This is a genomic window from Streptomonospora nanhaiensis (assembly GCF_013410565.1).
Classification (GTDB): Bacteria; Actinomycetota; Actinomycetes; order Streptosporangiales; family Streptosporangiaceae; genus Streptomonospora; species Streptomonospora nanhaiensis.
In genome coordinates, this window is sequence record NZ_JACCFO010000001.1 from 4,069,796 (window position 1) to 4,083,902 (window position 14,107).

At 72.6% G+C, this 14,107-nt stretch carries 13 protein-coding genes and 1 pseudogene; 10 read left to right on the forward strand and 4 right to left on the reverse strand.

The window, feature by feature from the left end; translation table 11 throughout:
* The first annotated feature begins 293 nt into the window (after positions 1–293).
* The 10 genes and pseudogenes from HNR12_RS17930 (at position 294) to HNR12_RS17975 (ending at position 10,763) form a co-directional block, all read left to right on the forward strand.
* On the forward strand, positions 294–716 hold the full coding sequence (locus HNR12_RS17930) for a DUF6668 family protein (protein WP_218901973.1): 423 nt from the start codon (positions 294–296) through the stop codon (positions 714–716).
* A gap of 20 nt (positions 717–736) precedes the next feature.
* Positions 737–1,015, forward strand: a complete 279-nt coding sequence (locus tag HNR12_RS17935) for a hypothetical protein (protein ID WP_179768705.1) — start codon at positions 737–739, stop codon at positions 1,013–1,015.
* Positions 1,016–1,150: 135 nt separating this feature from the next.
* Positions 1,151–1,957, forward strand: coding sequence for a hypothetical protein (locus HNR12_RS17940; protein WP_179768706.1), 807 nt, complete (start codon positions 1,151–1,153; stop codon positions 1,955–1,957).
* Positions 1,958–2,011: 54 nt separating this feature from the next.
* Positions 2,012–3,568, forward strand: coding sequence for a hypothetical protein (locus HNR12_RS17945; RefSeq protein WP_179768707.1), 1,557 nt, complete (start codon positions 2,012–2,014; stop codon positions 3,566–3,568).
* Positions 3,555–5,060, forward strand: coding sequence for an SCO6880 family protein (locus HNR12_RS17950; RefSeq protein ID WP_179768708.1), 1,506 nt, complete (start codon positions 3,555–3,557; stop codon positions 5,058–5,060). Before HNR12_RS17945 ends, HNR12_RS17950 begins: the two co-directional genes overlap by 14 nt.
* 11 nt (positions 5,061–5,071) lie before the next feature.
* The gene (locus tag HNR12_RS17955; RefSeq protein ID WP_246425118.1) at positions 5,072–6,613 is read left to right on the forward strand and encodes an ATP/GTP-binding protein; all 1,542 of its coding nucleotides are present in this window, start codon (positions 5,072–5,074) and stop codon (positions 6,611–6,613) included.
* Positions 6,571–8,307, forward strand: coding sequence for a type IV secretory system conjugative DNA transfer family protein (locus HNR12_RS17960; RefSeq protein WP_338119787.1), 1,737 nt, complete (start codon positions 6,571–6,573; stop codon positions 8,305–8,307). Before HNR12_RS17955 ends, HNR12_RS17960 begins: the two co-directional genes overlap by 43 nt.
* Positions 8,304–8,780: a DUF4913 domain-containing protein gene (locus tag HNR12_RS17965; protein ID WP_338119788.1), complete on the forward strand. Its 477-nt coding sequence runs from the start codon at positions 8,304–8,306 to the stop codon at positions 8,778–8,780. Before HNR12_RS17960 ends, HNR12_RS17965 begins: the two co-directional genes overlap by 4 nt.
* A 14-nt stretch (positions 8,781–8,794) precedes the next feature.
* Positions 8,795–9,574, forward strand: a complete 780-nt coding sequence (locus tag HNR12_RS17970; RefSeq protein WP_179768709.1) for a hypothetical protein — start codon at positions 8,795–8,797, stop codon at positions 9,572–9,574.
* A 311-nt stretch (positions 9,575–9,885) separates the two neighbouring features.
* Positions 9,886–10,763: pseudogene (locus HNR12_RS17975) on the forward strand (IS5 family transposase).
* A gap of 17 nt (positions 10,764–10,780) precedes the next feature.
* Here HNR12_RS17975 and HNR12_RS17980 read toward each other — a convergent pair.
* The 4 genes from HNR12_RS17980 to HNR12_RS17995 form a co-directional block, all read right to left on the reverse strand.
* Complete coding sequence (locus HNR12_RS17980; protein WP_179768710.1) at positions 10,781–12,013, reverse strand: zeta toxin family protein; 1,233 nt, start codon at positions 12,011–12,013, stop codon at positions 10,781–10,783.
* Positions 12,003–12,302: a hypothetical protein gene (locus HNR12_RS17985; RefSeq protein ID WP_179768711.1), complete on the reverse strand. Its 300-nt coding sequence runs from the start codon at positions 12,300–12,302 to the stop codon at positions 12,003–12,005. Before HNR12_RS17985 ends, HNR12_RS17980 begins: the two co-directional genes overlap by 11 nt.
* A gap of 276 nt (positions 12,303–12,578) precedes the next feature.
* Entirely contained in the window at positions 12,579–13,814 is a 1,236-nt protein-coding gene (locus tag HNR12_RS17990; protein ID WP_179768712.1) for a zeta toxin family protein, read from the reverse strand.
* 2 nt (positions 13,815–13,816) lie between these two features.
* Positions 13,817–14,098: a hypothetical protein gene (locus HNR12_RS17995; RefSeq protein WP_179768713.1), complete on the reverse strand. Its 282-nt coding sequence runs from the start codon at positions 14,096–14,098 to the stop codon at positions 13,817–13,819.
* Positions 14,099–14,107: the final 9 nt, after the last annotated feature.

Genomic DNA, 14,107 nt, shown 5'->3' on the forward strand with positions numbered 1-14,107 from the left:
GGCTTCTGGGGTAAGTGGTGCCGCAACACGGCGTTGTTATATTAGGACATGCCTGAAATGCCTGCGGCTTGCGGCTGCGGGGTTTTTGCTGTCGACTTCCCCGGAAGAACGGTCGGTGAATTGCGGAAAGGCCGATGTCAGAAACGAACCCCCTGCTAGAGGGCGCCCCCCGCGCGCCTCGGCCCCCCACGGCCCCCACCCCGCTCTCCGCCCCCCAGGGGCCCGACCGGCCCCAGCCGCACGTCCCTGTTCCGGCGGGACCGCGCATCCACCGGCGCACCGTCAACTGGACGGTGCCCCTCTGGTGGATGGGGGTCCACGGGGGCGCCGGCGAGAGCACGCTGGCCGAACTGAGCCGCTACGGCTACGGCGCGGGACACGCGTGGCCGGTGACACCGACCCCGCCCACGGTCGTGCTCGTCGCCCGCACCCACTACTACGGCCTGATGCGTGCCCGGCACGCCGCCACCGAGTGGGCGCGTGGAGACATCGCCGCGGACCTGCTCGGCCTCGTTCTCATCGCCGACGCGCCGGGAGCCCTGCCGCGACCGCTGCGCGACCTGGCCCGCCTTGTCTCGGGAGGTGTTCCCCGCACCTGGCGCATCCCGTGGGTGCCGCAGTGGCGGCTGCAGACGCCCACCTTGGCCACCGCCCCGCGAGCCATACACCGCCTCTTCGCCGAGACCGTCCCCTCGGCCGCGCCCCCGACCCCCTGATCCTGGAAAGGCTTCCGACGATGACCGACCTTCTCGTTGCCGTGGCGATGGCTGTGCCCGACCCGGGCGGTGCCGAGGCTCCCCCCGGCTCCGAAGGACTCCTCGCCATCCTGCGGTGGGTGCAGTGGGTGGCACTGGGCGTGTGCCTGGCGGGCCTCATGGCCGCCGGCGCGGCCATGGCCATCGGCGCGCGCCGGGGCGAGGGCGGAGAGCACATGGGTCGGCTCGGCATGGTGCTGGGCGGTGTGGTGGTCATCGCCGGCGCGACCTCGCTGGTGAGCTTTCTCGCGACCGCGTAGCGGCCGCATCGCGGCGCGCCGTTGGGCCCCGCCGGCGCGCGGGCCCGGCGCCCCTCCGCAGCCTTCACCCATCACGCAGAGTAATAGTGCGGCGGTGGCGAGTGAGCCTCTTCTCCCACAGAAAGCGAGTTTCCGGTGAGTGACAGCGAGTACGGCAGCGACGGCGCCGACGAACCGCGTCCCGCAAGCCTGCTGGCATCCCGCAGTTTCGTCATCTCGGTGATCGTGGTCCTGGCGATCGTGGCGGCTGGGGTCACCACCACGCTGAGCCTGGTCCTGGGCGAGGACGAGGACTCCCCGGAAACAGCGGCCGAGGGAGAGGGAGTGCCGCCCGAGGGCGAGGCGCCCGGCGCCGAGGAGTCCGCCGTTCCCCGCTCCGACGGCTCCGACAGCGCCTGCGGGCTGCCCGACGGCGGAGGCACCACGTTCACCGAGTGGCCCGACGGCACCACCTGGGATCCGGTCGGGGTGATGGAGGCTCCCTCGGTTGAGGACCAGGGGCCTGGTGTGGTGGAGGAGAGCGGGCTGCGCCACTGCTACGCCCACTCCCCGACCGGCGCGGTGTTCGCGGCCGTCAACTACTCGGCTCAGGCCACCGACCCCGCTCTGGCCTACCCCGACGTCCTGCCGCACCTGCTGGCCGAAGGGCCTGGCCGTCAAGCCATGGCGCGGGACCTGGAGCGGGTCGGCCCGGACGGGGCCGGAACCGCCCAGGGCGATATCGCCGGGGTGCGGCTGCTGGCCTACGGGACCGACCGCGCCCGCGTTGACCTGGCCCTGCTCATGGAGGAAGAGGACCAGTTGGTGTCCTTCGTGGTGGACCTGCGCTGGGAGGACGGGGACTGGAAGGTCGTTACCCGTGAGAACGGGGGGATGATGATCCCCGCCTCCTTGCTGAATGACCTTGTGGGCTTCGTTCCCACCGACGCGGGAAGTCGATAGATGCTCCCCGCCCAAGATCAACAGGAGGGCTGTGTTCTGGGCAATCCCGTCTGTGTGGGACGGGAGTTGGCGCAAGGCGCGATCCAGAACGCCTTCGCCGCCCTGGCGCGCTCCATCCTTGAGGGCCTGGGCGAGATCACCGCCGCCATGGGCGCCTCCTGGGCGATGCTGGACACCCCCGACCTGATCACCAACACCGAGCCGCGCACGGGCGCCCCCCAGTCCAACCTGCCCCCCGCGGGTGAGGGCCGCGGTGACACGCTGGCCCTGGTGCAGATCCTGGAATGGGCCAGTTGGGTGGCTCTGGCCGTGTGCCTGCTGGCCCTGGTGGCCACGGGTGCGCTGATGGCGGTCAACACCCGCCGTGGTGAGGGTTCCGACCACCTGCGCCGCCTGGGCCTGGTCCTGACGGCCACCGTCCTGGTCAGCGGGGCCACCGGCATCGCCACCGCGCTGGTGGGCCGCGGACCCTCCATCCAGGGCTCGGGGCCGGTCGTGGAGGTCCAGCAGAACCTGTGGTGGTACGTCGCCGGGGCGCTCATCCTCTCGGTCATCATCGGCGCGGCCAAGATGGCCTGGCAGCAGCGCGCCGAACCCGGAAAGGCGCTCATCCAGTCGCTCATCACCTTCGCCGTGGTCTCCGGCGCCGGGGTGACCGCGGTCGGGCTCATGGTGGCCGCGGCCGACTCCTTCGCCCAGTGGGTGATCGAGGACGCCGCCGACGGCGACTTCGGCAAGCGGGTGATGCAGTTCCTCCACCTCAGCAACCAGGCCGGCTCCACCGGGCTGGGCGTCATCACCCTCATCGTGCTGGGCACGCTGGCGATGCTGGTGTCCCTGGTGCAGATCCTGCTGCTGATCGTGCGCGACGGCATGCTGGTGATCCTGGTGGCGGTGCTGCCGCTGGCCGCGGCGTTCACCAACACCGAGATGGGCATGAGCTGGTTCCGCAAGTGCTGCGGCTGGCTCCTGGCCTTCATCCTCTACAAGCCCGCCGCCGCCATCGTCTACGCCACCGCGTTCGAACTGGTGGCCACCGACGGCGGAGAGGCCACCGTCAGCTCCGTGGTCACCGGGATCGCACTGATGCTGGTGGCGCTGGTGGCGCTGCCCGCCCTGATGCGGATGGTCCAGCCCGCGGCCGCCATCGCCGGTGGCACACCCGGCGCCGGTGCCATGGCCGGCGCCGCAAGCACCGTCGGCGGCGAGATCGGTCAGGGCGCGGTGCGCTGGGCCTCCTCGGGCGAGGGCGCCGGCGGCGGCGCCGCCCAGGGTTCGGCGCCCGCGCCCGGGCGGAGCCCCGGCGCCGCGGACGCCGGCGGGGCCGACGCCGGCGGCGGCGCCGGGGACGGGGATGACCGCACCCTGCCCAAGACCACGGCCAAGGACGAACCGCAGGGTGCCGACACCGCGCTGGGCGGAGGGGGAGGCGGCCCCGCGGCCCAGGGCGCCGGAGAGGGCGCGGCCGAGGGAGCCGCCGAGGCGGCCGCCGGCCCGGCGGGGTTCGCCGCGGCAGGAGCCGAGGAAGCCAAGGAGGACGCCTGGAAGGGCGTCCACGCTATGGAGAACATGGCCCACGACGCGGTGGAGGACCCCGATGGCAGCCGCTGACACCCGCACGGCGCCCCGCACCTACGGCAACTGGCGGCGCCCCACCACCGCCGGGCTCATGGGCCTGGGGTCACTGGGCACCGCCATCCTCATGGGCGGGCTCATCTTCACGGTCCTCCTGGTGATGGTCTCCGGCCTGGTCGCCGGGATCATCAGCGGCCTGCTGCTGGGCGGCGTCCTGCTGGTGCTTTTAGTCAAGGACCGCCACGACCGCAGCCTGCTCACGCGGCTGGGCACCCGCCTGGGGTGGGCCAACACCCGCAGCGCCGGCGCGCACCTTTACCGCTCCGGTCCGCTGGGCCGCACGCCGTGGGGCACCCACCAGCTGCCGGGCCTGGCCGCGCCCTCCCGGCTCTCCGAGCACACCGACTCCTACGGGCGGCGCTTCGCGCTGATCTACGTGCCCTTCACCGGCCACTACACGATCGTGCTGGGCTCCGACCCCGACGGCTCCGCCCTGGTCGACTCAGCCCAGATCGACCAGTGGGTGGCCGGGTGGGGCCAGTGGCTGGCCAACCTCAGCGAGGAACCCGGGCTGGAGGCCGCGCAGGTCACCGTGGAGACCGCGCCCGACTCCGGAAGCCGGCTGCGCCGCGAGATCGCGGCCAACACCGACCCCGACGCCCCCGAACTGGCGCGCGCCATGCTGGAGGAGGCGGCGGCCACCTACCCGCGGGGCTCCTCGGCGGTGCGGGCCTACATCGCGCTGACCTTCCGCGCCGCCGGTCCCGACGGCAAGCGCCGCACGCCCGAGGAGGTCGGCCGCGACCTCGCGGCGCGCCTGCCCGCGCTCACCGCCGGCCTGGCCGGCACCGGCGCAGGCGCCGCGCGCCCGATGCCGGCGCAGCAGCTGTGCGAGGTGGTGCGAACCGCCTACGACCCGGCGGCCGCCCAGCTCATCGACCAGGCCCACGCCACGGACGAGCCGGTGGAGATGGACTGGTCCGACATCGGCCCGGCCGCCGCCGAGGCAACCTGGGACACCTACCGCCACGACAGCGGTCTGTCGGTCAGCTGGGAGATGACCGTGGCCCCGCGCGGCACCGTCCACTCCAGTGTGCTGACCCGCCTGCTCGCCCCCCACCGCGATATCGCCCGCAAGCGGGTCGCCCTGCTCTACCGGCCGCTGGATCCGGCGCGGGCGGCCGCCATCGTGGAGGCCGACCTGCGCAACGCCGAGTTCCGCACCAGCTCCACGGCCAAACCCTCGGCGCGCGACGTGGTGTCGATGCGCCAGGCCAAGGCCACCGCCAGCGAGGAGGCCACCGGCGCCGCCCTGGTCAACTTCGGCATGGTGGTCACCGCCACCGTCACCGACCCCGCGCGGCTGCCCGAGGCCACCGCCGCGGTGGACAACCTCGCGGCCAGCGCCCGGCTGCGCCTGCGCAGGGTCTACGGCGCCCAGGACGCGGCCTTCGCCGCCGCGCTGCCCCTGGGCCTGGTGCTGCCCCGCCACCTGCGCGTCCCCGCCGACATCAACCAGCACCTGTGAACGGAGGCGCCATGGCCAGGAAGACACCGCCCGCCCCGCGCCCGCTCCGGCCGGGACCCCGCGGCTGGCCCGGACGCGGCGGGGGCGCCTCCCTGCTGGTCCAGGCCCCCACCGAGTGGCGCGGGACCTCCGTGCAGGTGTGCGGGCTGTGGCCGTTCGCCGTCGGCTCGGGCACCCCCATGATCGGGGTGCCCATCGGGCGCAACCTGCTGACCGGCTCGACGCTGTGCTGCGACCCGATCAGCTGGTTCCAGCGCGCCAAGCTGATCTCCAACCCCAGCGCTTTCGTGCTCGGACTGCCCGGCCTGGGCAAGTCCACCATCGTGCGGCGCATGGCGCTGGGGCTGGCCGGCTACGGCGTCCAGCCGCTGGTGCTGGGCGACCTCAAACCCGACTACGTCGACCTCATCGAGGCCCTGGGCGGGCAGGTCATCAGCCTGGGCCGGGGGCGGGGCCACCTCAACATCCTCGACCCGGGCGAGGCCCGCCAGGCCGCCGGCCGCCTCACCGGCAACGCCCGCGCCCACGTCCTGGCCGACGCCCACGGACGCCGGCTCACCATGGTCTCGGCCCTCATGACGATCCTGCGCTCCATCCCGCCCAGCGACCGGGAGGAGACCATCCTGGACCGGGCGCTGCGGGTGCTCGACGAGCGCCACGACGGCGTCCCGGTGTTGGGCGACCTGCTCAAGGTCATCCAGGACGCGCCCGAGGAGGTCCGCCAGGTCGCCGTGGACCGCGGCTCGCTGAAGCGCTACCGCGAACTCACCGAAGGGCTGGAGGCCACCCTCATCGGCCTGGGCGCCTCCGGCCGGCTCGGCGAGATCTTCGCCCGGCCCACCTCCCAGCCCATGCGGCTGGACCGCCCGGTCGTCTTCGACGTGTCCTCCATCGACGACTCCGAGATGGACCTGCAGGCGGCGGTGCTGCTGGCGTGCTGGTCGGCGGGGTTCGGCGCGGTCACCGTGGCCCACGCCCTGGCCGACGCGGGCCTGGAGCCGCGCCGCCACTACTTCGTGGTGCTGGACGAACTGTGGCGGGCGCTGCGCGCCGGCCGCGGCTTGGTCGACCGCGTCGACGCGCTGACCCGCCTCAACCGCCAGCGCGGTGTGGGCATGGCGATGGTCTCCCACACCATGAGCGACCTCACGGCGCTGTCCGCGCCCGAGGACCGGGCCAAGGCCCGCGGGTTCGTCGAGCGGTCGGGGATGGTGGTCTGCGCCGGGCTGCCCGCCGCCGAGATGGGCATGCTCACCAGCGCCGTGGCGCTCTCCCACGCCGAGCAGAACCTGCTGACCAGCTGGCAGGACCCCCCCGGCCTGGGACGCGGGGGAGGGGCCCGAAGCCGCACCCCCGGGGCGCGGCAAGTTCCTGGTCAAGGTCGGCGGCCGCCCGGGCATCCCCGTCCACGTGGACCTCACCAGCGTGGAGAGGCGCGTGCACGACACCAACAAGCTCTGGCACCAGGCCAGCCGCATCGGCGCCCCCACCACCCCCGCGGAGGAATGACGTGGCCAACTCCAACCGCCGCGGCCGCCAGCCGGGCACCATGAGCACCGAGGCCATCCTCGTCTGGATCGGGCTGGTGGCCGCCGTGGCCCTCCTGGGCGGCGGGTGGGCCAGTCTGCACCTGGCCAACCTCGCCGCCGACAGCCCGCAGGACGTGCCCCTCAACCCCTTCAGCGTCTTCTTCGCCCTGGCCACCGGAACCGTGGTGTGGACCCCCGGCGCCACCGTCGCGGCCCTGGGGCTGGCCGCCTCGGCCGTCGGCGCCGTCGCCGGGACCGTGCTGGGGCTGCGCCGGCGTCGCCGGATGCGCACCCGCGTCGACGGCGCCGCCACCTACCTGGCCACCCCCGCCGACCTGGCGGCGCTCACCGCCGAAGGCGCCGGCGCCACCGCGCGCCGCCTGGGCGTGCGCGACGCGCCCGGGGTGCCCATCGGCCGGGCCCTGGGCAGCGGCCGGATGCTCTACGGGTCCTGGGAGGACATGCACGTCGACATCTGGGGGCCGCGAACCGGCAAGACGACCTCCCGCGCCATCCCCGCCGTGCTGGCCGCCCCGGCCGCCTCCAGCGTCCTGGTCACCTCCAACAAGCGCGACGCCGCCGACGCCACCCGCGAGGTGCGCGCCCACACCACCGGCAACCGGCCCTGGGTCTTCGACCCCCAGTCCATCGCAACCGAGGAGCCCACCTGGTGGTGGGACCCGCTCAGCTACGTCACCGACGAGGTCAAGGCCGCCCAGTTGGCCGGCCACTTCGCCGCGGGCTCGCGAGAGGCCGGCGCCCGCGCCGACGCCTACTTCGACGGGGAGGGGCGCAACCTGCTCGCCGGACTGCTGCTGGCCGCCGCGCTCGACCAGCGGCCCATCACCGACGTCTACACCTGGCTGACCCGCCCCACCGACGACACAGCCGTGGGCATCCTCGCCGACGCCGGCTACCCGCTGCAGGCCGACGGGGTCGCCGGCGTCGTCAACGCCCCCGACAAGCAGCGCGCCGGGGTGTTCGGCACGGCGAGCCAGATGGCCCACTGCCTGACCAACCGCCGCATCCACCCCTGGATCACCCGGCAGGGCCCCGACGACGACCGGCCGCACTTCGACCCCTACGCCTTCGCCCGCGGCGGCCACACCCTCTACAGCCTCTCCAAGGAGGGCGCCGGCACCGCCGGTCCGCTCGTGACCGCCCTGACCGTGGCCGTGGTGGAGGCCGCCGAGGAGATCGCCTCCGCCGCGCCGGGCGGCCGCCTGCCCGTACCGCTGCTGGGCGTCCTCGACGAGGTCGCCAACGTCTGCAAGTGGTCCGAACTGCCCAACCAGTACTCCCACTACGGCTCCCGCGGCATCGTGCTCATGGCGATCCTGCAGTCGTGGTCCCAGGGCGTGGAGGTGTGGGGACAGGAGGGCATGCGCAAGCTGTGGTCGGCCGCCAACATCAAGGTCTACGGCGGCGGCGTGTCGGAGACGGGGTTCCTCCAGGAGCTGTCGCAGCTGATCGGCGACTACGACCGCACCTCCGTCTCGGCCAGCACCAGCCGCGACGGCCGCTCCACCACCCGCCAGCTCACCAACCAGAACACCCTGGACGTCGCCGACCTGGGCGCCATGCCGCGCGGCCGTGCCGTGTGCATCGCCTCCGGCGTGCCGCCCACCCTCATCGAGACCGTGCCGTGGATGCGCGGGCCCCACGCCGAGGCCGTCCGCGCGTCCATCGCCGCACACGAGCCCAAGGGAAGCCAGTGAACCGACCCGGTGGCACCGACTACGCGGACGCGCTCGCCGCTCTTGCGGCGCTGACCGAGGCACCCGCCGAGGCGCCGACCGCGGGGGCGGAGGGGACGCGCCCCGGCGAGCCCGCCGACGACGAGGCCGAACTCTACTTCGGATCCGTGGACGAGTTCGTGCGCGAGGTCATCGTCCCCATGTACCGCCGCAAGGTCGGACCGCGCGGCGGCCGGCGGTGGTCGGCGCAGTGGTGGCGCAACGCGGAGGCCGTGTCGCGGCTGGACAGCCTGTGGCGCGCGTGGGAGCACCTGCGCCTGGACGGCGCCACCGGCATGAGCACCTGGTGGCGCGACCACGCCGACTACCACATGAACGCGCTGTTCGACCCGGACGGCCCGTTCGCCGCCAGCACCGACGAGAACAAGGCCGGTGAGCCGCTGCCCTACGCGTCCCCGCCGCCCGGCCTGTTCACCGATGTCCGCAGCGCCTGATCGGAGGACCGCCCATGACCGAGTCCGACGGCATCGACGAGGCGGTCACCGCGGAGCTGAGCCGGGCGCTGCCGCGCGCCGAAATGGTGGGCCGGGGGATCTCCCGGGCGCTGGTGCGCGTCGCCGAACTGTGGGAGAGGCGCATCGACGCCGCCTGGCGGCGCGAGGCCCGGGACCGCTACCGGCAGGCGTGGGAGCAGGCACAGGAACGCCTGGCCGTGGTCAGCGACCCCGACTGGTGGAGGGAAGCCTCCCCGGCCCGGATCGCCGACGCCTACGAGACGGCGGTGTCCTGGCGCCACAGCGAACCGGAGGCGGCCCGCGCCGTCCGGGACATCCGGGAGGAGGTGCTGCGGCGCTACGGCCTGGACCTGGACACCGCTGCGCCCGGCGACGCCGCGGGCACGCTCACCGGCCCGGAGGGCCGGCCCGACGCCCGCCGAGAGGCCGACGTGGCGGAGGCCGGGAAGGAGGCCGACGCGGACGGGGAGCGCGACGGCGATGCCGGACCGGAGGAGCCGCCCGAGGTTTCCGAGGGGCCGGAGCCCTCCGAGACACCCCAGCCGTCCCAGGCCTCCGAGCGGCCGGAGCCCGCCGACCACGACTCCCCGGAGCACCGGGACCGGCGGGCCGCCGCCATGGAGGAGGCCGGGATCGAGCCGGACCTCGTCGACGCCCACAACCGCGTCGACCGGATGAACGCCCACCCTCCCACCGCCGCCGTGCGGCCGGGCAACGGCACCACCCCACCGCGCGGCCACGGCCACCAGGCCCAGCCCGCCATGGAACGCTGAAGGTGCGTTACAGGGCCGGGGCCGCGCGCGGGCGGCCCCGGCCCTCAGGGCTACCGCTCGACCCCGCCTACTGAGCGGTCTCTGGACGGCGCCGGGGAGCCGGGGGCCGCGGCCGGAGCCCACTGAAGCGGCTCGACGCATGGAGGCGGTTAACCAGCCGGCGCACTCACTGACCGAGTGGGTGGCCCAGGAGTGGCCTTGATGGGGAGGGGCCACAGCGCCATCAGTTGTTCCTCGACTTAAGACGCCCCTAGGTCCTGTTTTTTGAAAGGTCTGCGGGGCGGGCTGGTCTTCGGTAATCCTTGGGATCCATGGTCCGACGCCATGAACTCACCGACGCCGAGTGGGACCTGCTCGCCCCGCTCATGCCCGCCCACCCCCGCAAAGGCAAGCGGTGGGCCGACCACCGCCGCGTCATCAACGCCATCCTCTACCGCACCAGGACAGGCATCCCCTGGCGCGACCTGCCCGAACGCTACGGCCCCTGGGAAACCGCCGCCGGACGCCACCGCCGCTGGTGCCTGGACGGCACCTGGCAGCGCATCGCCGACCGGCTGCGCATCGACGCCCTCACCGGCGCCGAACTCACCGCCGGTATCGACTCCACCGTGATCCGCGCCCACCACCACGCCGCCGGAGCCCCAAAAAAGGGGAGGCGGCCCGGGACGAAGGGGACAGGGCCCAAGCACTCGGGCGCTCGCGGGGCGGCTGGTCCACCAAGCTCCACCTGATCGCCGACACCCGCCGGCGGCCGCTGGTCCTGGCCCTCACCCCCGGCCAGCACGCCGACACGGTGATGCTGCGGCCTCTGCTGGAGCGGCTGCGCCTGGCGCGCTCCCAAGGGCGGGCGCGCACCCGCCTGGACCGGTTGCTGGGCGATAAGGCCTACTCCAGCCGCGCCAACCGGTCCTACCTGCGCCGGCGCAAGACCAAGGCGACCATCGCCGAGCCCGCCGACCAGCGGGCCAACCGGCTGCGGCGCGGTTCGGCGGGCGGCAGGCCCCCGTCTTTCGACCGGGAGGCCTACCGCTTGCGCAACACCGTCGAGCGCGCGATCAACCTGCTCAAGCAGAACCGCGCGGTGGCCACCCGCTATGACAAGCGGGCCGTGATCTTCGAGGGCACCGTCCAGGTGGCCTCGATCAGAATCTGGCTGCGCGACCTTACCCGTTCAACAAACACTGCCTAGCCACGCACTGCTTCCTCTCAACGCTCCAGAGACGGCTCCGTGCCGGGACCGCTATCTGTCCTAGCCCGAGGCGGAGCGCTGTCCGTGCCCGCGCTGGGTGGAACCAACCCCTGCCGCGCCCGCCGCACCGCCTCCCGTGCCGCTTCCTCCTCCTCACTGGGGGTATGCGGGTCGGCTTGAGCCATGGCCTCGGCGAACTGCTGCTGCTTCGTGGCTTCGGCCGTTAGGAACGCCTCTGGTGTGGGCGGCAGCAGAGCATTGTCCACGCCATGCGAGCCCGCCAGTAGCACCGCCTTCTGCACTCCCTGCCAGCGCTCGTGCCGGGCCAAGGCCGCAGTTTGGCCAACGTAGGCGATCGGCGCGACCTTGTCGGCATCGGCGTGCAGCACCAGCATCGTCTCGGCGGTCACCGCGTTCAGTTCACCGCGCTCCAGCAGTTGGCGGTTGTAGGCCCAGTAGGCGCTCAGCCACCGGGTGGCCTCGGCTTGGTCGAAGGGCACTCGTCCCTCGCTGCGCGCCTCGCGCAGAACGTGGGCGGCTCGGGGTGGACTGCGCCAGGCGCCGTCGGCACCGCGCGCGTTGTCGTAGTGGACGGTGCCGACGCGGTCGGTGACGATGACCCGCTCCACGTGTGGGTTTGCCTCCAGCGCCTCCACCGTCTGGGGCACCATTCGGTAGGTGCGGTCGTGCCCGGGGGCCTCGGACCAGCGGCCCAGTCCGGTCGGCATGGTGAGGTAGCGCCCGACCATGTCCAGCCGTGATCGGTACTCGTTGACAGCTATCGCCACGACCTCGGCGCGAAAACCGGGGTGCACACCGGAGGCGGGCCGTCTGGCCAGTTGGTCGACCACCTTTAGCCGTGCAGGCGGGCGGCCGAAGGACCCTTCGATGACCAAGCCGTAACCGCGTTCGTGGGCGTGCTCATGCACCATCTGCGACCAGGAGCGCACCGCCTGGGCGGTAAGCGGCACCAATTCATGGGGGTGCTCTCGCATGATGTCATCAAACAACGGATGGAAGGCTCGGAGGTCATCGGGTGAAAAGGGAGTCAGGCTTCCGCCGTGGCGCTCTAGAACCGACGCCAAAGCGTGGGACTTCCCCGCGCCAAGTTGTCCCCCCAACATCACCACCGTCGGTGCGTTCCCGTGGGTGGGCGCGGCCGCATCGAACACGAAGTCGCGGATATGGTCGTCGAACAGTTCTCGTAGCGTTGCCTCGTGGACCTCGTAACCGCTGGGGTCAGCGGTCATCGCCTTGCGACCCCATTTCATCCAGGAGTCGGTGCAAGCGCTCAAGTTCGCGGATCATCTCGGCCCTGGCCATAGGAAGCCGCCTCTTGACAGCCCAGGCTTGACGGGCCTGCTCCTTTGCGGCCGCAGCCTCTTCGGAGGAAGCGGCGGCCTCAGCTCTGCGCACGTAGCGCGCAGCCAGAATCGCCGCTGTATCCGCGATGCTGTCGGCGATTACCTCATCCGGTGTCTCGGGGGTGACCGGCTTCATGGCATCATCTCCTTCCAAAGGGACGATGCGGGTGATCATACGCCTCTTGTAGGTCAGCGCGGTAAAATGGCCTGTGAACCGGGATTCCTGAGCGAGCTCACCCAAGACCTTGCGGGCTTCTTCGATCCCACTCCGGGGCAATGGCAGATCCGGCTCTATGAGGAACTCGGCGCTGCGCGGTTCACACGGTTCATAAAAGCAGGTCTCCAGTGCCGCGCTAAATATCCGCAGGCCGGGACGCCTCTTCGGGGGTCCCTCGCCCTCGTTTGTTTCCGACGGCAGAAGGAGCCGCTGCTGGCGGCCTTTTCCGGCAAGTCATGGTCCAGGCTCGGGCTCATTGCGGCTGCGGTGGAGATGATCGCGCGGCCGGCGGACCTCGTTGTCCCGGGCTGAATTGTGTCGTTGCGGACTCTCGTGCTGCGGGGCGGCCAGGGCGCGGCGGGCGCGGCGGCGTAGTCGGTCTTCAAGCCTGGCATGTTCGGGGGCGAGGAGCGCCCGCCGCTGCCTTTCGCGCTCCACCTCGGCGTTCTGGCCGCCGTGCTCGGCGAGTTGGCGGTCGCTGGCCAGGAACGTCTGCGGGGCGGGGACGAGTTCGGGGGGTATTCCGCTGGCAGCGGAGTCGAGGATGTAGCGGTGGACGTGCTGGGAGGCGTCGTGCCGACGCTTCAGGGGAGCATCCTCGGAGTCGGGGTAGGCGTGGGCGGCGACGCGGTCGGCGTCGGTGTGCAGCCGCTCGAACGTCGGCAGGGTGGTCTCGTTGAGTTCTCCCCGTTGGACCATGGCCGCGGTGTAGTCCTCGCGCCGCGCCAGCCAGTCGCGAGCGGCTCCCGGCTCCAGGCGGAGTTGGCGCGCGTGGAGCAGGGTGTCCCGTGCCCCGGTGGGGCCCGTCCACGCGCTGTTGGGTCCGCGCTCGTTGGTGAACAGTTCGGCGCCGGAGCGATCGGTGATGGTGATGCGCTGGACGTGCTCGCTGTCCTCGCACGCCTGCACGGTCTGCGGGCTCATCCGGTATCCGAGGTCGTGGGCGCCGGCGGGGGTCCAGCGGGCGGGGGCGCCGCTGGGGGCGAGGTAGCGCCCGACCGAGTCAAGCCGGCTGATCTCCTCGGGCACGGCCAGCGAGACCACTTCGACGCGGTGCGTGGGGGCGAACGCGGCGGCGGTGCCCACGGTCATGTCGGGATCGCGGAAGATTCCCTCCAGCAGGAGGCTGTAGCCGTGCTCTCGGGCGTGGTCGATGCTCATGGCCACCCACCTCCCCGATGCCTGGCTGGTGGCGTTGGGCATGGCCAGGGGGTCGGTGGCCATCAGGTCGTCGTAGGCGGGGTGGATGGGCCTCAGGTCGTCACCGGTCAGGGAGACGATGTCGGGGTGGGCGCGGGCGATCAGCTGCTGCGCGCGCGACTTCCCGGCAGCCGGCTGAGCGCCCAGCAGCACCAGTACCGGCTCTGTGCTGGGTTTGTGCGGCCCGAAGACGTGGGGCTGGACGTACTCGGTAAAGAGGCGGGCGAGGTCCTTCTCGGCCAGGCGGTACCGCTCGGGGTCCGCGGCCACGGTCAGCGCCGGCTTTCGAGCGCGTCGGTCTCGGCCCGCCAGCGCCGGATGTGGGCGATCAGCGCGTCCTTGTCGTCGGGGTCGACAGCGCGCCGCTCGTCTCGCAGGTCGAAGATCTTGGCCTTCCAGTCCTCGTGCTCGGCCTCCGTCGCGGCGTGCTCGGCCAGGTGGACGTAGCGCCCGGTGAGGCGGTTGGCGGTCTCGGCGAAGACGTCGTAGACGACCGTGATCGGGGCCGTGGTGTAGAAGCGCTCGTCGTCGGGGGTGAGGCGGGGATCGGTCATGCGGCCTCC